Source organism: Bradyrhizobium diversitatis, from assembly GCF_016031635.1.
Classification (GTDB): Bacteria; Pseudomonadota; Alphaproteobacteria; order Rhizobiales; family Xanthobacteraceae; genus Bradyrhizobium; species Bradyrhizobium diversitatis.
In genome coordinates this window covers 144054-164694 of the sequence record NZ_JACEGD010000019.1, presented here as the reverse complement: position 1 = coordinate 164694, position 20641 = coordinate 144054, and the positions used below count along the sequence as shown (strand labels likewise).

The 20641-nt window shown below is 64.1% G+C and carries 20 protein-coding genes; 14 read left to right on the top strand and 6 right to left on the bottom strand.

What is annotated here, in order from left to right; translation table 11 throughout:
- Positions 1 to 78: 78 nt before the first annotated feature.
- From H1B27_RS21665 to H1B27_RS21655, 3 genes are all read right to left on the bottom strand, one after another.
- Positions 79 to 2229, bottom strand: a complete 2151-nt coding sequence (locus H1B27_RS21665) for a CHASE2 domain-containing protein (RefSeq protein ID WP_197967453.1) — start codon at positions 2227 to 2229, stop codon at positions 79 to 81.
- 19 nt (positions 2230 to 2248) lie between these two features.
- Complete coding sequence (locus H1B27_RS21660; RefSeq protein ID WP_197967452.1) at positions 2249 to 2917, bottom strand: hypothetical protein; 669 nt, start codon at positions 2915 to 2917, stop codon at positions 2249 to 2251.
- Between the two features lie 245 nt (positions 2918 to 3162).
- On the bottom strand, positions 3163 to 4242 hold the full coding sequence (locus H1B27_RS21655; protein ID WP_197967451.1) for an HD domain-containing phosphohydrolase: 1080 nt from the start codon (positions 4240 to 4242) through the stop codon (positions 3163 to 3165).
- Between the two features lie 250 nt (positions 4243 to 4492).
- Between H1B27_RS21655 and H1B27_RS21650 the strand changes: the two genes are divergently transcribed.
- The 12 genes from H1B27_RS21650 to H1B27_RS21595 all read left to right on the top strand — a co-directional run bounded on the left by H1B27_RS21650 (position 4493) and on the right by H1B27_RS21595 (position 16745).
- On the top strand, positions 4493 to 4816 hold the full coding sequence (locus tag H1B27_RS21650; protein ID WP_061878760.1) for an STAS domain-containing protein: 324 nt from the start codon (positions 4493 to 4495) through the stop codon (positions 4814 to 4816).
- Positions 4816 to 5181, top strand: a complete 366-nt coding sequence (locus tag H1B27_RS21645; protein ID WP_061878761.1) for a response regulator — start codon at positions 4816 to 4818, stop codon at positions 5179 to 5181. Before H1B27_RS21650 ends, H1B27_RS21645 begins: the two co-directional genes overlap by 1 nt.
- Positions 5178 to 7247 (top strand): chemotaxis protein CheA, encoded by a 2070-nt coding sequence (locus H1B27_RS21640; protein ID WP_197967450.1) that lies wholly within the window; start codon positions 5178 to 5180, stop codon positions 7245 to 7247. The genes H1B27_RS21645 and H1B27_RS21640 overlap by 4 nt, the downstream gene beginning before the upstream one ends.
- Positions 7247 to 7708 carry a chemotaxis protein CheW gene (locus H1B27_RS21635; RefSeq protein WP_061878763.1) on the top strand — a complete coding sequence of 154 codons (462 nt, stop codon included), beginning with the start codon at positions 7247 to 7249 and terminating at the stop codon, positions 7706 to 7708. Before H1B27_RS21640 ends, H1B27_RS21635 begins: the two co-directional genes overlap by 1 nt.
- A 37-nt stretch (positions 7709 to 7745) precedes the next feature.
- Entirely contained in the window at positions 7746 to 9446 is a 1701-nt protein-coding gene (locus H1B27_RS21630; RefSeq protein WP_197967449.1) for a methyl-accepting chemotaxis protein, read from the top strand.
- 66 nt (positions 9447 to 9512) lie between these two features.
- Complete coding sequence (locus tag H1B27_RS21625) at positions 9513 to 10001, top strand: chemotaxis protein CheW (protein ID WP_197967448.1); 489 nt, start codon at positions 9513 to 9515, stop codon at positions 9999 to 10001.
- Between the two features lie 60 nt (positions 10002 to 10061).
- Complete coding sequence (locus H1B27_RS21620; RefSeq protein ID WP_197967447.1) at positions 10062 to 11864, top strand: methyl-accepting chemotaxis protein; 1803 nt, start codon at positions 10062 to 10064, stop codon at positions 11862 to 11864.
- Between the two features lie 133 nt (positions 11865 to 11997).
- Entirely contained in the window at positions 11998 to 12852 is an 855-nt protein-coding gene (locus H1B27_RS21615) for a CheR family methyltransferase (protein WP_197967446.1), read from the top strand.
- A 16-nt stretch (positions 12853 to 12868) separates the two neighbouring features.
- Positions 12869 to 13960, top strand: a complete 1092-nt coding sequence (locus H1B27_RS21610) for a protein-glutamate methylesterase/protein-glutamine glutaminase (protein WP_061878768.1) — start codon at positions 12869 to 12871, stop codon at positions 13958 to 13960.
- Between the two features lie 5 nt (positions 13961 to 13965).
- Entirely contained in the window at positions 13966 to 15693 is a 1728-nt protein-coding gene (locus tag H1B27_RS21605) for a chemotaxis protein (RefSeq protein WP_197967445.1), read from the top strand.
- 153 nt (positions 15694 to 15846) lie between these two features.
- The gene (locus H1B27_RS21600) at positions 15847 to 16290 is read left to right on the top strand and encodes a hypothetical protein (protein WP_061878770.1); all 444 of its coding nucleotides are present in this window, start codon (positions 15847 to 15849) and stop codon (positions 16288 to 16290) included.
- Positions 16291 to 16403: 113 nt separating this feature from the next.
- Entirely contained in the window at positions 16404 to 16745 is a 342-nt protein-coding gene (locus H1B27_RS21595; RefSeq protein ID WP_245311994.1) for a hypothetical protein, read from the top strand.
- Between the two features lie 10 nt (positions 16746 to 16755).
- Here the strand turns inward: H1B27_RS21595 and H1B27_RS21590 are convergent, their stop codons facing one another.
- Together H1B27_RS21590 and H1B27_RS21585 are read right to left on the bottom strand one after the other, a co-directional pair.
- A complete protein-coding gene (locus H1B27_RS21590) occupies positions 16756 to 17121 on the bottom strand; it encodes a VanZ family protein (RefSeq protein ID WP_061878814.1) in 366 nt (121 codons plus the stop codon).
- Positions 17122 to 17294: 173 nt separating this feature from the next.
- The gene (locus H1B27_RS21585) at positions 17295 to 17468 is read right to left on the bottom strand and encodes a hypothetical protein (protein WP_197488678.1); all 174 of its coding nucleotides are present in this window, start codon (positions 17466 to 17468) and stop codon (positions 17295 to 17297) included.
- A 583-nt stretch (positions 17469 to 18051) separates the two neighbouring features.
- On the opposite strand from H1B27_RS21585, the gene H1B27_RS21580 reads away from it, so the two are divergent.
- Both H1B27_RS21580 and H1B27_RS21575 read left to right on the top strand, forming a co-directional pair.
- Positions 18052 to 18468, top strand: a complete 417-nt coding sequence (locus H1B27_RS21580) for a hypothetical protein (RefSeq protein WP_061878772.1) — start codon at positions 18052 to 18054, stop codon at positions 18466 to 18468.
- Between the two features lie 360 nt (positions 18469 to 18828).
- A complete protein-coding gene (locus H1B27_RS21575; RefSeq protein WP_311976969.1) occupies positions 18829 to 19065 on the top strand; it encodes a hypothetical protein in 237 nt (78 codons plus the stop codon).
- A gap of 148 nt (positions 19066 to 19213) precedes the next feature.
- On the opposite strand, the gene H1B27_RS21570 is transcribed toward H1B27_RS21575, so the two are convergent.
- A complete protein-coding gene (locus tag H1B27_RS21570; protein ID WP_197967444.1) occupies positions 19214 to 20440 on the bottom strand; it encodes a hypothetical protein in 1227 nt (408 codons plus the stop codon).
- Positions 20441 to 20641: the final 201 nt, after the last annotated feature.

Here is a 20641-nt window from a genome sequence, read left to right as displayed (position 1 = left end):
ACCCGTCTCGCCGCTATCGCGGCGAGCCACCGTCTCCCACAGGGGGAGAGAGGAAGTCGGCGCCGTAGGCTCGCTACGTCACTTCCCTTCCAGAACATTGACCGGTGTCCAGTCCGGCGGCGGTGGATTTGCCGCAAGCGCATTCGCGCGCCTGGCGAACAGCGCTGAGGCCGGATCGGCTTCTGCCATCTGCCGAAAAACGTCAGCCGCCTTCGCAAAGTCCCGCGCGCGCCAGCAGGCGAGCCCTTCTGCATAGGCAGCAGCCAGCTTCGCCTGCCGGTCGCTCTCTGCGTCCTTCTCCGCCAGCGGCTCGAACACCCTGATCGCCTCGCCGCGCCCCTGGACCCTGATCGCATCGAGCTCGCGCCAGGCGAAGGTATCGCCGGTCTGCGCCATCGTGGTTTCCGATGCCATGATCGCGGTGCCGTAATATTTGTTGGCGCCCTCGAGCCGCGAGGCGACGTTCACGGTGTCGCTCATCACCGTGTAATTGAAGCGGCGCCGCGAGCCGATATTGCCGACCACGGCTTCGCCGCTGTTGAGTCCGATGCGATGCGACAGGCCATGACCGGCGAAGGCGGGATTGTAGGCATTGAGCTCCGCCAGCTTCTCGTGGCACTTCAGCGCGGCACGAACCGCGTTGCGCGCGTGCGCGGGATCGTCGGCCGGCGCGCCGAACATGGCGACGATGGAATCGCCGATATATTTGTCGACGTAGCCGCCATGGCTTTCGATGATGTCGGTCATGGCGGAGAGATATTCGTTCATCAGCGTGACCAGCTCGACCGGCGTGATGGTCTCCGCGATCGAGGAGAAGCCGCTGAGATCGGAGAAGAACATCGTGACGTTGCGCATCTCGCCGCCGAGCGCCGGCATCTTGCCGGACGCCATCATGTTATCGATGACCTCGGGCGCGAGATAATAGGCAAAGCTCTTGCGGAGGAAGCGCTCGTCGCGATCGGCCAGCACGAACCGGTAGCCGATCATCATCGCCAGCGCGGCGAGGCTTGCCAGGGCCGGTTCGACAAGAGGCAGCGCCAGCGCATGCGCGAACGCACCGACGGCGAAGGCCGCGTAAATGGCGATGACGGCGAGCCAGGCGGTCACCGCGCCGACCGGTGCAAGCATGCAGGCCACGCAGGCGATGATCGCCGCGAGCGCAATCGTGAGAGCGGTCCGCGCGGCAAAGCCGGGCTCGGTCACCGCGTCTTGCTCGATCAGATTTCGGACCGCAGCGGCATGCACGAACACACCCGCGATGTCGCTACGGGCCTGCTGCGCGGTGCCGGCGCGGGCGGGCAGGGCGCATCGTGGCGCGGGCGAGCCGTCATAACCACCGGACAATCGCATCGAGGTCAGCTTGCGGTCCTCGAAATTGAGGATGGTGCCGAGCAATACCACCTTGCCGTCGAAAGCGCGGCGGAAGAAATCGCGGTCGCCCTTCTCGGCGCAGGCGCGCAGGTCGGCGAAAGAATAGGTCGGGACGTCGCGGCCCAGGCCGCGAAAGTTGAGCGTCAGCGTGTTGGGCACCGCGCTGGGAATCGCATAGCTGGACAACTCCATCGCGCCGGATGGGCCGATCTCGGGTTTGGCGCCGAGTGCCCGCGCGGCGAGTTCGACGGCCATCGTGGGCACCGGCTTGCCATCGACGGAGAAACTCAGCGGCATCCGCCGGATCACGTCGTCGGGGTCGGTATGGACGTTGAGAGCGCGGATGTTGTTCTTCACTGCCAGCTGTTGCGCGCGGTAGGGCCTCTCCGGGTGGTCGTTGCTCAGGATTTCGCCGAGCACCAGCTTGCCGGTGTCGGAGATCTGCCGCAGGGCTATCAGGTAGTCCCGGTCAAAGCCCTTCATGCGCGTGCCGAGCGGCGCGTCGCCAAAGGAAATCTCGGATTGCTCGATCGAGCTCGGAAAGATGACGTCGAAGCCGATCACCTTGGCCCCGCCCTCGGCGATGCTCCCGAGCACCCGGCCGATCTCGCGCGTCCAGGTCTGGGTCGGCGATCCCTTGAAGGGCGGTGTGTCGTAGGTCTCTCCGTCGATCGCCACCACGACGACGGGCGAGGTGGCGGGATCACGGCGATCGCCAATGATCTTGCCGCGCAGCGCCGTGAGGATGTCGAGGGAGAGACCTTGCAGCGCCTGAAGCGGCGGTGACGTGAAGACCGCGCCCGCAAGGAGCGCAATCAGGATCGTCGCAACGATGTCCCGCCTGCCGATCCGCCGCATCGCGCCTTCGCGGAGCCGCCTATTCGAGCCGCAGCAGGCGGCCGATGATCGGCGTCGGCGATGACGTGGCGCTGGCGTCGATCTGGAAGGCGTAGCGCTTGGCGCCGAGAATGGCGAGATAGCTGCCGCCCGGGGTCAACGATTTCCCGGCCTTGGCGAAGTCATAGAACTTGCCGCCGACCATGGTTTCGTTCCTGAGCGGCACGGTGATCGTGGGCTCCTTGCCGTCGGTGCGTTCGATCACCAGAGTGCTCCCGCTCCTCGCCTGCACCAGTGGTGCGACACCGTAGAGCGTCGGCAGCTTGGACGGGGTGCTCTTGGCGTCCGGCCCCACGCTGCGGAAGGACGTTGCGGCACTCTGGTTCGCCTGGCGCTCCGACAGTTTTGCCGCATTGGTATCGCAGGGCACCTTCTCCCGCTTGACCTCGCCCAGCTGTACGATGCTCTGCTCGGTGCCGACCAGAACGACGCCCTCGCTGATCGTCTCGCGCTCACACGATTTGAGGTAGCTGAGCGTGATGCTGGCCTTCGGTCCGAGCTTGATGATCTTGCCCGGCGCCACATAGTCCATGAACGCGATGCCGTCGACCTTGCCTTGAACGTCCTCGACGATCGCGGCAGGAGTCTGTGCCAAAGCGGGGGCCGCAAGGCAGAACGCGCCGACGAAGGCGCCGATCAGGCTTTTCATGGGAAGTCTCATCCAATTCGACGATGCTCTATCGGCCCGTCCCGGTTCGATGCCTACAGCAGGGTGCCCCAAGCAAGTGTGACCAAAATCACTCTTAGTTGTTGGTGCCACTCTAGCAGGAACAGGTTCAAACCGGCGACTAGAGAAAAAATGGAGCCGCGACAGGCTGTTGGCCGGCTGATCAGGTCACGCGGTCGGGGCGGCCCCGGCCGAACGGCCCTCGGTCGAACCGCTCTCCGCCGCACTCACTGCGACGGAGCGAGAGGGGCCTCGGTCCACTGAAAAGGAGTCGTCCGCTGGCCGGCGGCGATCTCGACCACCTCGTCCCAGCGCGACAGGAAGGCCTCAACGCAGGCTGGATCGAACTGCCGCCCCGCGTTCTCAGCCAGGTAATTGCGCGCCGCCTCGAGCGGCATCGGCTCCTTATACGGCCGCCGCGTCGTCAGGGCATCGAAGACATCGGCAACCGCAACCACGCGCGCGGCGACCGGGATTTCATCCGCCTTGAGGCCGTTCGGATAGCCCGCGCCGTCCCAACGCTCGTGATGGCCTGCGGCAATTTGCGCGCCGAGCTGGATCAGCTCGCAGCTGGAATCGGCCAGGATCCGCTCGCCGATCGTCGCATGCGTCCGGATCACCGCCATCTCGTCGTCGGTGAGCTTGCCCGGCTTGAGCAGAATATTGTCGGGAATGGCGACCTTGCCGACATCGTGCAGGGGAGCGGCCAGATAGATGTCGCGGCACAGCCGGGCCGGCAGGCCGAGCTGGTGGGCGATGATACGGCTGTACCTGGCGACCCGCAGCGTGTGCTCGCCGGTGTCGTTGTCGCGGTATTCGACCGCGAGCGCGAGTCGCAGGATGATCTCCTCCTCGCGCTCGCCGAGCTTTCGCGTTGCTGCTGCGACGTCACTGGCCAGATGTGCGGCGCGGTCGTTGAGCTTGCGCACGGCTGCACCAAGCTGAACCAAATTCCGAAGGCGCACCGTCATCTCGAGGCTTTGTGGCTGCTTGGGTAAAAAATCGGTTGCACCGGCCTGCAGCGCTTCCATCTTGACGTCATCGGTCTGACGCGAGGTGATCATCGCGATCGGGATGTCGGTGCAGCCGGGAAGCCTGCGAAAGGCGCGGATGAAGCCGATGCCGTCCATATGCGGCATTTCGTAGTCGACCAGCACCAGATCGAAGGGGCGCTCCTGCGCGCAGGCCAGCGCCTCCACGGGATCGAGGAAGGTGGTGGCCTCGACCAGACCTTCAGCCTCGATGTGACGTTTCAGAAAGTTGAGGACGGAGCGGCTGTCATCAACCACGAGCGCTTGGGTCAGCATCGGTGGCCGGGGCTCTCTTCGCTGGCAAAGACACGAACCCCAGCCATAGCCCAGGCGAATTTAACGCGAAGCAAACGGCCGCACGGATGCGCACGTCTCGATGACATCTCAGCAGGTTGTGCACGCCTGCGTACAGTTGCGCGAATTCCGAACGAGTGTCACCCGTAGTTGTACGGATGCCCGTGTTAGGGGTTTGCTCACTCGATTCGCGTCAAACGAGTGTCGGAATTTTAGCAAAGGCGGGGCAGCGATGGCGCTCAATCCGACGGAGCCGAAGTGGTCGTTGCGGTTACCCGCGGACTGCAGCATCGCAGCCATTCGCAACGTGTATGAGCTCATTCGCGAGGCGTTCGGCCGCCAGGAGCGACTCGAGATCGACTGCTCCAGCGTCGACAAGGCCGACGTGACCTCGATCCAGCTTCTGCTATCGACCGCCAGGACGGGCGAGGCCCAAGGCCGCCCGGTGGTGCTCACATCATTCTCTCAGTCTCTGCGCAACACTCTTCGCCGCGCCGGCTTCGCCAGCGAGGCGATGATCGATCAGCACTTCCCGCAAAAGAAAGATGGCACCTGATGGCCACGATTCTTACCGTCGACGATTCCCCCAGCATCCGGCAGATGATCAAGGTCGTGCTCGAGCCGGCCGGTCACAACGTGATCGAGGCGGGCGACGGCGCCCAGGGGCTCGCCAAGGCGCAAGCCGGCAAGCTCGATCTCGTCATCACCGATCTCAACATGCCGGTCATGAACGGGCTGGAGCTGATCCGGGCACTGCGCAAGCTGCCGAGCGCAGTCGGCATGCCCATCGTGTTCCTGACCACCGAATCCAACGACACGGTGAAGCAGGAAGCCAAGAGCGCCGGCGCTACCGGCTGGATCACCAAGCCCTTCAAGCCTGAGCAGTTGCTCGCCGTGGTCGCCAAGCTGGTGCGCGCATGAGTGCGATGGATCCGACCGAGATCTTCCGCCAGGAAGCCAGCGAGCTGTTCGAGGTTCTGGAAGGAGCCCTGCTCGACCTCGGTCAGCGTCCCGACGACCGCGAACTGGTCGATTCCGCCTTCCGCGCCCTGCATACGATCAAGGGATCGGGCGCCATGTTCGGCTTCGACAAGGTCGCCTCCTTCACCCACGAATTCGAGACCGCATTCGACCGCGTCCGCAAGGGCGAGATCAAGCCGACGCAGGAGCTGATCTCGGTCGCGCTCGCCGCCAAGGACTACATCCGCGCGCTGATCGAGGATCCGCAGTCGACCGACGACGTCATCGGTGAAGCCATCCTCGACGACCTCAAGCGCTTCGTTTCGTTCGACCAGCCCGCCGCTGCGGTCGTCGAGATCGCCGAGGCGCCGCCGCTGGCACCTGGCGGAAGCAAGCAGGCCAGCTGGCACCTCTATCTGGAGTTCGAATCCCACATCCTGCGCAACGGCTCGAATCCGCTCGACCTGTTGGAGGATCTCTGCAAGCTCGGTCCATGCTTCGTCGTGCCTGTCACCGACGGCATCCCGTTCCTCGACGAGATGGAGCCGGAAGACTGCTACCTGAAATGGGACGTCAAGCTGCACGCGGCCTGCGACAAGGACGCGATCGACGACGTCTTCATGTTCGTCCAGGACGAGTTGAAGCTCACCCTCTCGCCGCTCGAGCATGTCGAAGCGCCCGCGCCTGCACCGCTCTTTCAGCTCCTCGACGAGGAGCCGGCACCCATGGCCGAGATGCCTGCGCCCCCGGTCGAGCTTCCCGCCGCGCCGGTCGCCGAGCAGCCCGTCGTCAAGACGGAGCCCAAATCGAGGCCGGAGCCGAAACCCGAAGCCAAGCGCGAAGAGCGCGGCATCGCCACCGTCCGCGTCCAGGCCGAACGCCTCGACGAGTTGATGGACCGCGTCGGCGAGCTCGTCATCGCCCAGGCGCGGCTGACCCAGCTCGCCGCCTCCGGCTCCGACCTCTCGATCAAGATGATCGCCGAAGAGATCGAGCGCCTTGCCTCGTCATTGCGCGACACCACGATGGGCGCCCGCATGGTGCCGATCGGCTCCTTGTTCGGCCGCTTCCGTCGGCTGGTGCACGATCTGTCGCGCGATCTGTCCAAGCCGGTCGAATTCGTCACCTCGGGCGAGGACACCGAGCTCGACAAGACCATGATCGAGTGCCTGGCCGATCCGCTGGTGCACCTCATCCGCAATGCCATCGACCACGGCATCGAAGACAACGCCACGCGCGCTGCCAATGGCAAGACCGAGCAGGGCCGCATCGAGCTCGCCGCCGTGCATTCCGGCGCGCAGGTGCTGGTCACCGTGAAGGACAATGGCGGCGGTCTCAACACCGCGCGTATCCGCGCGAAGGCGGAAGAGCAGGGGCTGATCGCGGCCGGCGCCGTGCTGACCGATCACGAGATCCACCAATTCCTGTTCCATCCCGGCTTCTCGACCGCCCAGACCATCTCGGCGCTGTCGGGCCGCGGCGTCGGCATGGACGTCGTCAAGCGTACCATCGAGAACATGCGCGGCTCGATCGATTTGTCGACCAGGCCGGGCCAGGGCACCACCGTGACGCTGCGCCTGCCGCTCACACTCGCGATCATCGAGGGCCTCCTGATCCGCGTCGGCGAAGGCCGCTACATCATTCCGCTGCCGGCGGTTGAGGAGTGCGTCGAGCTGACGGCCGAGGACGAACGTTCGCGCGGCCGCAACTTCCTGAATGTGCGCGGCAATCTCGTCCCGTTCTTGCGGCTGCGCGAGATCATGTCTTCGTCGGGTTCGCCCGACAAGCACCAGAAGACGATCATCATCTCTACAGGCGAGACCCGCGTCGGCCTCGTCGCCGACCAGATCATCGGCAACCACCAGACCGTGATCAAGTCGCTCTCCAAGCTGCACTCCGACGTCACGATTTTCTCCGGCGCGACGATTCTCGGTGACGGCACGGCGGCTCTGATCCTCGACGTCGCGCAGCTCGTCGCAATGGCGCAGTCGAAGGTCGAGAAGCAGCATATCAGCGAGGCGGCGTGATGGACGGGAATTTGGCGGGCGAGCATCAGAGCGGCGCAATGCAGGTCGTAATGATCGGCCTCGGCGAGGAGAAGTTTGCGCTCGACGCCGGCCTCGTGCGCGAGATTATCGATCCCGTCCCCGTCACCAAGGTGGCAGGCGCGCGCGCCTTCGTTCCCAGCGTGATCAACGTGCGCGGTAACGTCATTCCGCTCGCCGACCTGCGCATCCGCTTCGGCATGCCGCAGCTCGACAATTCGGCCGACACACGCATCGTCGTCATCGAGCTCGATTTCGACGGCGAACCGGTTCTGGTCGGCCTCACCGCCGACAAGGTCTACGAGGTCACGGAGATCGCGCAGACCGACGTGCAGCAGACGCCGCGCGTCGGCATGCACTGGAAGCCGGAGTTCATTCGCTTCATCGCGAAGTGGCGTGAAGAGTTCGTCATCGTTCCCAACATGGAACGCATTCTGAATTGAAATGAGGTCTCGGGCGAGACTTGGGTAGGGGCTGGAAATGAGATTTACCGTCAAGGCAAAGCTGGCCAGTGCGTTCGGCTTGATCATCGTCCTGTCGGGAGTGGCGGGCGGCGTGGCCTACTTGAAGCTCGGCGACATGATGGCGACCGCTGACAACATGGTCCTGCGTGCAAACCGGATGGAGAAGGCAACGCAGATCGGAAAGGACATCCTGCTTCAGCTTCGCGCGGAAAAGAATTCGATCCTCGCTACCGATGCGCAGACCGAGCAGTTTGCCGCCGAGGCAGCCAGACTTCGCGAGCACGTGACGAAGACCAAGGATGAAGTCTACGCGTTGGCGAGCGAGGGGGGCCGGAAGCTGCTCGACAGCTTTGCAGCCACATACGCGAAGATGAATACGTATCAGGAAGAGACGATTCGGCTGGCGAAGACAGACAAGACGAAAGCTACCGAGCGTTCGACAGGCGACGGCCGGAAGGCCGTCGCAGATGCGATGGAGGCGATGGGTGCCTACGTCGTCAACACGAAGAAGCAGCTGGCCGAGCAGGCGGCTCGATCCAAGGAAGAAGGATATCAGGCCCAGTTCCTGCTGATGACGTTGATCGGCATCTCGCTGGCGATCGCGATTGGCGCCGCGCTGTGGATCTCCATCTCGATCAGCCGCTCGCTCGGAAGAGCGGTCGGCCTTGCGGGCGCCGTGGCGGACGGCGATCTCAGCCAGACCATTCCCTCGGCGAGCAACGATGAGATCGGAGATCTCGTCAGGTCGCTGAACGTGATGGTCGAGAAGCTTCGGCAGATCGTCACCGAGGCGATTACGGCGGCGCAGAACGTTTCCGCCGGGAGCCAGGAGCTGTCCGCGAGCGCCGAGCAGCTCTCCCAGGGCGCGACCGAGCAGGCTTCGTCTGCCGAGGAAGCCTCCTCTTCGATGGAGGAAATGGCTTCCAACGTGAAACAGAACGCCGACAACGCCAACCAGACCGAGAAGATTGCGGCGCAATCGGCCAAGGACGCCGAAGCCAGCGGTGTCGCCGTCGGTCGTGCCGTCGAGGCGATGCAGACCATCGCCGAGAAGATCACGATCGTGCAGGAGATCGCGCGCCAGACCGACTTGCTCGCGCTCAACGCGGCGGTGGAAGCGGCGCGCGCAGGCGAGCACGGCAAGGGCTTTGCGGTGGTCGCCTCCGAGGTGCGCAAGCTCGCCGAGCGCAGCCAGGCGGCCGCGGCTGACATCGGCACGCTCTCGACCGAGAGCGTCAAGGTCGCGCAAGAGGCGGGCCAAATGCTGTCCAAGCTCGTGCCCGACATCAAGAAGACCGCGGAGCTGGTGCAGGAGATCACCGCGGCCTGCCGCGAGCAGGACGTCGGTTCGGCCCAGATCAACCAGGCGATCCAGCAGCTCGACAAGGTCGGCCAGCAGAACGCCAGCGCGTCCGAGCAGGTGTCTTCCACTTCGGAGGAACTCGCTTCGCAAGCCGAGCAGCTCCAGTCCACCATCTCGTTCTTCCGGATCGAGCACGCGGCACGCAAGGCGATTGCCGCGGCCGAGCCGATCGACCGCGCCGTCGGTCAGCTCCGGGCCAAGGCTGCGCACATGGCGGCTGTGGATCGCGAGACGAAGAAGCCGGCCCCCGTCCGCAAACCGGCACGCGCGATGAAGGTCGCCGGTGGCGGTGGTGGCTTCGCCTTCGACATGCACGACGGCGAAGACGACCGCGACGCCGACTTCCAGCGCTGATCAGCCGGTCCGGCCTTTATGCCGGACCGCATTCATTTGCCAACCTTCGGATCATTGGACTGCATCATGGCCGCAACCTCGCAATATCTGACGCTTGGGCTCGCCGGCGAGACGTTCGGCATCAGCATCCGCAATGTCCGCGAGATCCTCGACATGCGGCCGATCTCTCGGCTTCCGCACGCTCCGAACTTCCTGCTCGGCATGATCGACGTGCGCGGCAGCGGCTATCCGATCGTCGACCTCCGGACCAAGCTCGGCCTGCCCAGCGTGCCGGCCACCGAAGCCACCCGCATCATCATCCTCGACGTGCCGATGAAAGGCCGCCTGGTCGGCGTCGGCTTCGTCGCCGACTGCGTGTTCGAGGTCACCGACATCGACGAGCAGGCGATCGAGCCGATTCCCGAGGTCGGCGGTAGATGGCAATCCGATTATGCCTCCGGCATCGGCCGCAAGGGCGAGAAGTTCGTCGTCATCTTCGACCTCGCCAGGCTGATGGCGAACGACAGGATTCCGGATGGGCGCGATGCCGGCGCGGATGCGCCGCGCGCCGCCTGAGTTTGCAAGAGTGAAGCGTAGTCGCGCGTAAGCACCCCAATTCGAACCAACGAGACTGACATGAGATTCACCGTCAAAGCCAAGCTTGCCACCGCCTTCGGCGTCGTCATCCTGCTGTCCATGATCGCCGGTGGCGTCGCGTATCTGAAGCTGAACGACATGGTCGCGACGGCCGAGCATCTGTCTGCCCGTGCCGGCCGGCTGGCCAAGGTTGGCGAGCTTCAGGAGGCCGTCCTGCTTCAGGTGCGGGCCGAGAAGAACACGATCCTCGCGGCGGAAGCCGACCAGGACAAGTTCATCAGCCAGATCGCCCAACTGCGCGAACGTGCGATGAAGGTAAAGGACGAGGTCTATTCCAGCGCGAGCGAGACCGGCAGGAAGTTGATCGATACTTTTGCCGTTGCCTACGCGAACTCCAACGCGGTACAGGACCAGACGCTTGCGCTTGCCAAACAGGACAAGGCCAGGGCGACCGAGCGGTCGATGACCGAGGGCCTGAAGGCCTCCACGCCGGCACTCACGGCGGCGAGCGACTACATCAATTATGTGAAGAAGCAGATGGCCGCGGAGAGCGAGCAGGCCAAAGTCGATGGCGGCCGCGCCACCCTGATTCTCATTTCCCTGATCCTCGCGTCGCTCGTCATCGCCATCGCTGCGGCGGTCTGGATGGCTCTGAGTATCAGCCGTTCCCTTTCCAGCGCGGTCGGCCTTGCCGATGCGGTGGCGATCGGCGATCTCAGCCAAAAGATCGATTCGTTCAGCAATGACGAGATCGGCGACCTCATCAAGTCGCTGAATACGATGACGGTCAACCTCAACCAGACCGCGGCCGTCGCCAACGAGATTGCGCAGGGCAACCTCACGGTCGAAGCCAAGCCGCTGTCGGACAAGGATACGCTGGGCCTCGCGCTCGAACGCATGATCGAGAAGCTTCGCCAGATCGTGTCGGAGGCTTTGACGGCCGCGCAGAACGTTTCCGCCGGCAGCCAGGAGCTCTCCGCTAGCGCCGAGCAGCTCTCGCAGGGTGCGACCGAGCAGGCCTCCTCCGCCGAGGAAGCCTCCTCCTCGATGGAGGAGATGGCCGCGAACGTGAAGCAGAACGCCGACAACGCCAACCAGACCGAGAAGATCGCCGCGCAGTCGGCCAAGGACGCGGAAGCCTCGGGCGCAGCCGTTGGCCGTGCCGTCAGCGCGATGCAGACCATCGCCGAGAAGATCACGATCGTGCAGGAGATCGCGCGTCAGACCGATCTGCTCGCGCTCAACGCCGCAGTGGAAGCCGCGCGCGCAGGCGAGCACGGCAAGGGCTTTGCCGTGGTCGCCTCCGAGGTGCGCAAGCTCGCCGAACGCAGCCAGGCGGCAGCGGCCGAGATCGGCACGCTCTCGACCGACACCGTCAAGGTGGCGCAGGAGGCCGGCGCCATGCTGTCCAAGCTCGTTCCCGACATCAAGAAGACCGCTGAGCTCGTCGAAGAGATCACCGCCGCCTGCCGCGAGCAGGACGTCGGTTCGGCGCAGATCAACCAGGCGATCCAGCAGCTCGACAAGGTCGGCCAGCAGAACGCCAGCGCATCCGAGCAGGTGTCCTCGACCTCGGAGGAGCTCGCCTCGCAGGCCGAACAGCTCCAGTCCACCATCGCGTATTTCCGCATCGACCACGGCGCGAAGAGCCAGGCGGCCGCGCCGATCGACCGGGCGGTCAACCAGCTGCGCGCCAAGGCGGCCACCATGGCGGCGGTCGAACGTCCGGCGAGGAAGCCGCTGGCCAAGCCGGCGCGCGCCGCGAAGGTTGCCGGCGGCGGCGGTTTCGCGTTCGACATGAACGACGGCGAGGACGATCGGGACGCGGATTTCCAGCGCTAGGATTCTGACGGATCGGCCCCCCATCGGCGGGCCGATCCGTCTTCGGCAATTTTAGTTAAAGTGTAGGATTCAAGATGCTCCGTATGGCCGGTTATGCAATGCAGGCGGCCGTCCCGGACGGGAGCCGCCGGCCATGATGCCTGCCATGCAGGATACGGCCGTGCACCTGTCCGACCGCCATTTCCGGACCATCGCCGAATTGATCGAGGGCCAGGTCGGCATCAAGCTGCCGCAGGGCAAGCGGCTGATGCTGGAGGGGCGGCTGCACAAGCGCGTGCGCGCGCTGAATTTCTCCGACCTCAATGAATATGTCGAGAACCTGTTCGAGGCGGACCATTTCGACACCGAGCTCACCCATCTCATCGATGTGGTGACGACCAACAAGACCGACTTCTTCCGCGAGCCGCAGCACTTCACTTTCTTGCGCGAAGTCGCGATTCCCGCCCTGCTCAAGGTGCGTGGACGGAGGAACGCGAATCTGAAGATCTGGAGCTCGGCGAGCTCCACCGGCATGGAAGCCTACACGACCGCGATGGTGCTGGACGACATGACGCGGAGCGGCTCGCGCTTCCAGTACCGCATTCTCGGGACCGACATCTCGACCGCGGTGCTGCGCCTCGCCAGGACGGCGATCTACAGCCGCGACGTGCTCGCCCCGGTGCCGGAGCAGTTCGTGAAACGGTATTTTTCGTCGTCGCGGGACAAGTCGCGCGGCGAAGTGCGGATCGTACCTGAGCTACGGCGCATGACGCACTTCATGAGGATGAACCTCATGGACAAGTCCTATCCCGTCGACCGTGACGTCGATATCATCTTCTGCCGCAACGTCCTGATCTATTTCGAGCGCGAGACCCAGCGCAAGGTGGTGGAGCAATTGTGCAGCCATCTGCGTCCGGGCGGCTATCTGCTGGTCGGGCATTCGGAATCGATGATTCACAGTGCAGTGCCTGGGCTGAAGCAGGTTCAGCCAACCATCTTCCAGGTCTAGCCGGAGCGCAACCAGAATGCCGAGGGAGAAAGTTCGCGTGCTGATCGTGGACGATTCGGCGTCGGTGCGCCAAATCCTGCTGACGATCCTGAGTGAAGACCCTGATATCGAGGTGATGGCGACCGCGTCCGATCCGTTCGTGGCGGCCAAGCGGCTCGAGAAGGAGCTGCCTGACGTCATCATCCTCGACCTCGAAATGCCGCGTATGGACGGCATGACCTTCCTGCGCAAGATCATGGCGCAACGTCCGATACCGGTGATCATCTGCTCCTCGCTGACCGAGGAAGGCTCGAACGTGATGTTCGAGGCGTTCGAGGCGGGGGCGGTCGACATCGTGCCGAAGCCGAAGATCGACACGCGGCAGGCGCTGCTCGAATGCTCCACGCGGCTGCGTGAGGCCGTGAAGTCGGCCGCCCGCGCCCGGGTGCGCCCGCGCGCGGAGCGTCGCGCAATCGAGAAGAAGCTGACCGCCGATGCCATCATCCCGCCGCCGGTGCAGGGCAAGGTCCGGCCGACCACGGAACGCATCGTGTGCATCGGTGCCTCGACCGGCGGCACCGAAGCGCTCAACGACGTCCTTGAAATGCTGCCACTGCACTGTCCGCCCATCGTCATCGTCCAGCACATGCCGGCAGGCTTCACCGCGGCCTTTGCCAGGCGTCTCGACGGCGTCTGCCAGATCCGGGTCAAGGAGGCCGAGGACGGCGAACCGGTGCTGCCGGGTTGCGCCTATATCGCGCCGGGAGCCCGCCACATGCTGCTCCAGCGCATCGGCCTGCGCTACCAGATCGCGATCAAGGATGGGCCGCCGGTGTCCCGGCATCGCCCGTCCGTCGACGTGTTGTTCCGTTCGGCGGCCCAACATGCCGGCGCCAATGCGCTCGGCGTGATCATGACCGGCATGGGCGATGACGGCGCGCGCGGAATGCTGGAGATGCGCAAGCTCGGCGCCTCGACGCGGGCTCAGGATGAAGAGAGCTGCGTGGTGTTCGGCATGCCCAAGGAAGCCATCGCCCATGGCGGCGTCGAGAAGGTCGTATCGCTGCACCATATCCCGCGCGAAATCATGCTCTGGTATCAGACCGGGCACGTTGCGGCGGCAGGTTGAGCGCAATGTCAGTCATTCCCGCCGACACGCTTGCCGAGGCGATCGCCGCAATCGAGGACGTCTCCTCGCGTATCGAGGACGTGTTCGCGCGCGTCGGTCACGAGCTCGGGCGCGGACATCTCATCTTCAAGGAGCTGAACCAGGGCCTCGCAACGCTTTCCTCGGAACTCTCCGGCGCAGAGATCGAGGGCGCCGCGACCGCGCTACAGGAAATCGCAGCGCGGCTCAGCGACCTGGCGCAGGCGCTGCCGGCCGAAAGCGCCCTGCTCGAGACGATCGGCAAGAGCACGGCGGAGGCGTCCGCCTTGCTCAAGCCGTTGTTCAAGCACATCCAGATGATCACCATCATCGCCCGCAGCGCGCGGATCGAGGCAGCCGCGCTCGACGGCGATCGCGAGGGCTTTCTCGCCTTCACGCAGGAGGCCTATGATCTCGGCAAGGCCGTGCAGGGCGCGATCGAGGGCTGTGCGCGGGATCAGCAGCGCCTCTCGGAGGCGGTCGCCACCGCATTCGGCCGGCAGAAGGAGTTCGAGAGCCGCTACCGGAATCAACTGGCGGCGGAGAGCGCCGAACTCGGCTCCGCCTATTCCGGATTGCATGACCAGCGCCGCAACAGCAGCCATCTGGCCGACCGCGCAGGTTCCAGCACCAGGAAGATCGCCGAGGCGGTCGGCAGCGCGATTGTTTCCCTGCAGGCGGGCGACAGCACGCGTCAGCGTCTCGAGCATGTCTCCCACGGTCTCGGCCTTGTGGCTGGAGCCGCCCCGAGCCTCGTTCCCGAGCCGATCGCGAGCGATGACGGCGCGCGTGCGATCTGCCAGCTGCAGGCGGCCCAGCTCAGGGATGCCCAGCGCGAGTTCGGCGGCGACATCGGCCAGATCGTTCGCGCGCTGACCGCCATCCTGCACGATGCGGGCAGCGTCGTCGGGCACGGCCGCACCTTGTTTGGCGGCGAGGATGGCGGCTCGTCGTCGTTCCTGACGCGCATCAAGCAGACGCTGGCGCACGCATCGACCCTGATCGCCACCTGCGAGGGGGCGGGCCGCTCGGTCGACGAGGCGCTCGCGATCGTCGAGGATACGCTGACGAAATTTCGCCAGGCGATCGCCGGGCTGGCCGAGGCGACGATCGACATCACGCTGATCGGAATGAATGCGGGCCTCAAGGCCAGCCATCTCGGCAGCCGCGGCAGCGCTTTCGTCGTCATTGCCAACGAGCTCAAGGCAACGGCCGACCATGTCTCGGTGGGAGCGGGGCGTTTGAAGCCCGTGCTCGACGGCATCGAGCGATCGGCCGGGGAGCTGAAGGAGCTCCGTGTGCAGGGCGATCCCACGCAGCTCGCCAAGCTCGAACCGCGGATCCTTCAGGCACTGCGCGAGGTCGAGGCCGGCAATGAACGGCTCGGCAAGCTGATGAGCCGGCTCGTCGATGAAGGTGCGGAATTCGAGGGCCTGATGAATTCGGCGCTAGGCCTGATGACCACGCTCGGTGAAGGCTCCGCGGCATTGCCCGCGGTCGCGGCGCGGCTCGAGACCGCGAGCGCCGCCGCGCAGCAGCCGCGGCCGCAAGCGCAGGACGAGGCGGTGCTCGACCAGCTCTTTGCGCGCTACACGATGGAACGCGAGCGCGACGTGCACCGGGAGTTCCTGCAAACCTTCGGGCTGGCGTCGAGAGCCGCCGTGCGCTCGGTCGAGGCAGTCGAGACCGCGGACGACGGAATAGAGTTGTTCTGATCCTGCTGCGGGGCGCCGCCTCCCGCGCCGGTGGAAATTTGACGGATTGACTTTGCACGGCGTTAACCGTGGCGGAATGCTCGCCGCGCCGGTCATTGTCGCGGCCCCACGGTTCGTTGCAAATACGCATGGAATTCATGGGTGGATGTTTCCATGCTGAAAGAGGGCAATTACGCGGCGTGGTTCAGAACCGCGCAAGCGCAAGGCACCGGTATCGTGCATGTGGCCCAGGGTCGGATTTCCGGCAGTGACAGCTTCTTCACCTACGGCGGCTCCTATCAGTTCCACGACGACCAGCGTTTCACGGCCGTTCTAACCACACGGCGACATGCCGACGGCCCGCCGACCGTGTTCGGGCTCGACGAAGTCGAGGTCGAGCTCTCCGGTGTGTATACCGGCGCGATGGCGACCTGTTCGGGAACGGCCCGGGAAGCGCCTGACGTGAAGTTCGAGGTGACGCTGATCTACAGTCAGGAAGATCCGCCGGTTGCCGACGCCCGCAGCGCGGTCGTGAAGCTCAAGTCCGACAAGTTGCCCAAGGGGCTCGACGGCCGTTCCCGCCCGCGGCGTCCTTTCACGGCTGGCTCGCCCAAGTGAGAGCCAGATCGATGACGATCCGCGCAGCGCCACACGAAGCTCGTGCCTGTCGCCCTGATTAGCGTTGCATTGACGTTGTTGTCTCGAAGTCGCGTCGCAGCCGCGCTGAAGCAATGCTGCCTTTACGACCGAGAGCTAGTATTGCGGCCGGTCAAGCGTGGTGGAAGAACATGCCTCAAATCTGGATGACATACGACGAACTCGGTGCGCTTTGCGGCTGCGGCGCCATGGAGGCCCGGGACCGTGCCATCCATTTGTCACTCGATCGTCGCAAGAGCCGCGATGGGATGACACGCGTCAAACTCGATCCGGCGCTGATGGTCGAATTCTTTGCATCCATTCGCGAGACGGATTTCGATCTCGATCTCGCCATTGAAGCGCTGCAGAACACCCATCGGCAGATGGCCGGACTCCTCGCTCCCTCCGAGTCCCGCAACAGGCGCGGGGTGGCTTGAGCCGGCCGCCTTAGGAAGGTGGTCTGGGCAAGAACGCCAAGATCATCTGGGCGAGCATGACGCCCACGGTGCCTCCCGCCGCCTTCTGCAACACGTCGAGGAAACCCGGATCGCGGTCGGGTATGAACGCCTGCATCAGCTCCAGCCCCATAGCGACCGCGACGACGAGAGAGCAGGCAAGAGCGAACCGTCCGGGCAGCAGGAAGGAAAGCAGGAAGCCGAGCAGCCCGTAGGCGCTGAAGCGCTCGATCACGACGACCCAATAGGCCTCGTGATGCCCCATGAGCGCGGGTCTACCCGCCAGCCTCGCCAGGGTGGCATAGACGATCAGCGCAAGACAGATGCTCGCAGCTGCTATGAGGTGGTTCCTGCGCATGACGCCAACATACAAGGTTTGGTTGTCCGTCAGGTTCGAAAGCCGAAAGTATCGTTAAAGGGGTGTCTGCTGCACACGCCTGCTTTCAACGTGATACGTTCGGGCAGTTCAACGTTGCTGGCTCCGCGCAGCGACGGACTGTGAGGCGCGAGGCGAGCGCTGTCGCGCCGAAGTCAGGTCTTCTTGCCCGTCTTCGGCTTTAACGAAAGGCCAAGCCGTAGCGCCATGCGCTTGACTGCATCGGGTGAGCGCCCGAGAATTTTCGCTGCTTGTTCCAGTGAGGCTGAAGACTTCGCCAGCTCCATGAGCCGGCGGTCTTCCTTGAACGACCAGGGCCTGCGCGCCATAGCGAAATGATCCTCTCGTCGACACAACGACAAAGCCGCCAAGCGGACCCATTCGCTCGACGGCTTTGCTTGGGCGGGGCCGGGCCTTGGGGAAGCCCGGTGCGAGAGATGGATAAGGAAAGCGTGAAAATTCGCAACAAACAACGCGGATTAAGCTAACCTCTCAACCTTACCGAGATGAAGTTGGTGAATGACGCTCCGTATAACCACGGATGTTTCGTTAATGTCGTCTGCAACCGGGCAGCGACCGCATTCGAAATCCGTCGAAGCCGTCTTCATCAATGCGAAGAGCAGACGTGCTCGGCCACCGTGCGCTTGCCGCTTGCGGCCGCTTGCCGAGAGGAATACGGGATTCGGCTTCCGTCTTATGTCCACCCATGCCTAAGATCTTCCGCACATGAATGAGGGAGATTAGGGGCTGCCGCCGCGGACGAGGTTCGATGGCTCCAGCGTGATTCCAAGCAGGAAGAGGCTTGGCTGGTCTGGATCGCACAAAGCCGGTTGGGCGGGTGCAAGCTTTAAGCTTTGTTAACTATGCCTGACCGATGGTAGCGGCCCAGATCTCGAATGTGGGATGGCCCAAATGTTTCAGCTGTTCCTGAGAGCGCGCGCACACAATCTTCTCGGCTCCCGCCGCGAGGACAAGGGTTTCAAGGCCCGCTCCGTCGAGCGTGATGCGGCAACCGACCGCGTGCGGATCGGTGCCGTCCTGGCGGCGATCGATACGGCATTGCAGGAGTCGGAGAGGGAGCAGGCCGGGCTCAACCGGCGCGTTGACGATGCCCTCGCGCGTGCATCCGTCACGTTCGGAAACGGGACCGATGAATATCTCGAGCGGGAGCCGCTCGACAATCATCATCAGGATCTCTTCGCGGCCGACATCTCGAACGGCCAGCGCCGGCTCAAGGAATTGGCAAGCGCCATTGCTCACTTGAAGTTCGTCAAGACCGCGATGCTCACGCGTTTCCCGGACTTCAAGCCGCCGCAGCTCGATAGCTAGTATTGCGGATCTTGCTGCGCGCTCTGCAGCCATCGCTCGCCTCGAGATGAGGACGGAGTGCGCGACAGCAGTTTCAACGGCCACGGACGCCGAATGGCCTCATCCTGAGCCGCCAGCGCCGAAAGCGGACGCTGCACATGGAGAGGAGGCGCGTAAGCGCCGTCTCGAAGAACAGGCGTGCCGTCAGGATGCCGCCAAGAGTCCTATGCGGCACCCAGGGCAGAGCGCGGGACAATTCAGCATCGCTTTGCGGTTTGGTGCTGCGGCCCTTTTTGCTATGGTTCCGGCAAGCATTCACGGATTTGAAGGAGAGCAGAGGTGCCGGTCAAAAATCTACAGACGTTGGTTGGATTGGCAGGTGTGTTGACTCTGGCTGCGCCGGCGACGGCTTCGGCCATCACCGCCGAAGTGGCGCGCGCATGCGATGCTGCGGTCGCCAAGGCCTTTCCGCCCAGACAAATCGGCAATCCCGCAGCCGGCAGCGCCAAGGGAACGGGAAAGGATCAGCGCGAATACTTCCAGAAATGCGTCGCCAATAACGGCAAGGTCGGCGACATGCCGGCGGATGCCCCAAAGGACAACAAGCCGTCCAAATAGAAACAGAAAGGCGGCGAGAGCGTTTTCGAGCGAGTGGATGACGGCTCGCTTGAAGAAGACGTATCGAGACAGGAATCGAGGGCTTCGGTTCCGAGACAATCAGAACCCATGTTGCTCTAGCTTCGTGTTGCTCTAGCGTCGTGTTGCTTTAGCGTCGTGGCGGCGGACAGGGCGAGTAGAACGCGCCGTTCGCCGCATTGATGCGTTCGACGCATTGATTGGGATCAGTGACCGTTCCGGCGACCGTGAAGTCGTAGCCCATCCCCTTGACCACGACGATGTAGCGGCCGGGAGCGAGCGTGAAGCCGTCCTGCTCCGGCTGGAGCAACAGCATTCGCGACTGCTGTTCGATCGGACCTACCTTGTAGGGGTACGACATGCTGCGGATGACCCAGGAATCGCCGGCGTTGACCATGGCGGCTTTCCCGCTGGCATCGACGCCCAACGCCCGGGAAACTTTCGCGACGACCCGAACTTCAGTCCCGCTTGCGTCGACGCCCCCATCGGGCCTGAACACGACGAATTTGACATCGCCGTCCATCAGTGTGGTCACGCTCGGCGCGTTGATGGCTGCCGAGATCGCGACGCGCCGGTCCGGAATCTTTCCGGGCACCGGCTTGAGCTCATGGAGTTGGCCCTCGCTCAAGGCGTAGACGCCGAACGTCGTCGGCAAAGGCATCGAGGGGTGCGCAATCGGCGCCGGCTCCTTTGGATTCTCCGGCGTTCGTTCCAAGGTCTCGCCCAGCGAGGGACTTGGAATCGTGGTCGGTTGAGGCTCCGAAGTCTTCGCCCGCTCGGACGGCGGCGCTACCTGCGACAATGCGGTCAGTTGTGTCCTCAGCCGTGGCCAAGAGACGATCGCGGTCCCGGCGCCCGCAATGAGCAGGAGGATGGCGGTCAAGCGAATGAGAGAATTGAAGGCCCCCCGCTGTTTGGGATGGTCGGGCGACCTCGGCGATGCGACAGGACGACGTGCCGTTTCCGCAGCCATGGAAGGGGTCGGGGAAGCCAAAGCAGGCGACGTTGGAAGGGGCGGAGGAGTAACCCGCGCGTGAGGAGGGACATCCACTTGCGGAGAATGCGACGCGACGGTGGCACTCGCCTTTGCTGATGAGGAAGTTCCGTCTCGCTCAAACGACCGCTCGACCTCCCGAATGGCGCGTTCGAGGACCTGCTGGAGCTCTCGTGCTTCCCACGCACTGGCGGGGGTGAATTGTTCCAGAAGCTTGACGCGGGCCAACTCGTAGACGATATCCCGCATCTGCCGCGGGTCGTCGGAGATCTCGCGGATCCGCTCCGATAGCAGGCGGACGAGTCCGGCCTTGATCTCTTGCGCCTTCGAGGCGTTGGCTGCTGTGTCGCCGGTCTCGGTCATCAAGGCCGATCAACTAGCCCGGATATTGCTGTTTCGCTAGGCTTTTCACCCCGGCTCCCCTCGGCCGGGGTGAGCGCTTTATGGCCGCCCTGCAAAGGTCCTGCGCGATCGTCTCGAAGCGCTTGCTTTTGGGCAGAAACCTGTGACATTTCGCCCGGCTCCTCATTCCGGTGTTTGACCATGCGCGGCGTTTTGACAGCA

Bases quoted from the DNA above. Each gene is read 5' to 3' on its own strand.
- H1B27_RS21580 (WP_061878772.1), top strand. From the start codon at position 18,052: ATGTTTCAGCTGTTCCTGAGAGCGCGCGCACACAATCTTCTCGGCTCC.
- H1B27_RS21605 (WP_197967445.1), top strand. From the start codon at position 13,966: ATGTCAGTCATTCCCGCCGACACGCTTGCCGAGGCGATCGCCGCAATC.
- H1B27_RS21650 (WP_061878760.1), top strand. From the start codon at position 4,493: ATGGCGCTCAATCCGACGGAGCCGAAGTGGTCGTTGCGGTTACCCGCG.
- H1B27_RS21585 (WP_197488678.1), bottom strand. From the start codon at position 17,468: ATGGCGCGCAGGCCCTGGTCGTTCAAGGAAGACCGCCGGCTCATGGAG.
- H1B27_RS21620 (WP_197967447.1), top strand. From the start codon at position 10,062: ATGAGATTCACCGTCAAAGCCAAGCTTGCCACCGCCTTCGGCGTCGTC.
- H1B27_RS21625 (WP_197967448.1), top strand. From the start codon at position 9,513: ATGGCCGCAACCTCGCAATATCTGACGCTTGGGCTCGCCGGCGAGACG.
- H1B27_RS21640 (WP_197967450.1), top strand. From the start codon at position 5,178: ATGAGTGCGATGGATCCGACCGAGATCTTCCGCCAGGAAGCCAGCGAG.
- H1B27_RS21635 (WP_061878763.1), top strand. From the start codon at position 7,247: ATGGACGGGAATTTGGCGGGCGAGCATCAGAGCGGCGCAATGCAGGTC.
- H1B27_RS21630 (WP_197967449.1), top strand. From the start codon at position 7,746: ATGAGATTTACCGTCAAGGCAAAGCTGGCCAGTGCGTTCGGCTTGATC.
- H1B27_RS21590 (WP_061878814.1), bottom strand. From the start codon at position 17,121: ATGCGCAGGAACCACCTCATAGCAGCTGCGAGCATCTGTCTTGCGCTG.
- H1B27_RS21570 (WP_197967444.1), bottom strand. From the start codon at position 20,440: ATGACCGAGACCGGCGACACAGCAGCCAACGCCTCGAAGGCGCAAGAG.
- H1B27_RS21660 (WP_197967452.1), bottom strand. From the start codon at position 2,917: ATGAAAAGCCTGATCGGCGCCTTCGTCGGCGCGTTCTGCCTTGCGGCC.
- H1B27_RS21665 (WP_197967453.1), bottom strand. From the start codon at position 2,229: ATGCGGCGGATCGGCAGGCGGGACATCGTTGCGACGATCCTGATTGCG.
- H1B27_RS21610 (WP_061878768.1), top strand. From the start codon at position 12,869: ATGCCGAGGGAGAAAGTTCGCGTGCTGATCGTGGACGATTCGGCGTCG.
- H1B27_RS21645 (WP_061878761.1), top strand. From the start codon at position 4,816: ATGGCCACGATTCTTACCGTCGACGATTCCCCCAGCATCCGGCAGATG.
- H1B27_RS21600 (WP_061878770.1), top strand. From the start codon at position 15,847: ATGCTGAAAGAGGGCAATTACGCGGCGTGGTTCAGAACCGCGCAAGCG.
- H1B27_RS21615 (WP_197967446.1), top strand. From the start codon at position 11,998: ATGATGCCTGCCATGCAGGATACGGCCGTGCACCTGTCCGACCGCCAT.
- H1B27_RS21655 (WP_197967451.1), bottom strand. From the start codon at position 4,242: ATGCTGACCCAAGCGCTCGTGGTTGATGACAGCCGCTCCGTCCTCAAC.
- H1B27_RS21595 (WP_245311994.1), top strand. From the start codon at position 16,404: ATGCTGCCTTTACGACCGAGAGCTAGTATTGCGGCCGGTCAAGCGTGG.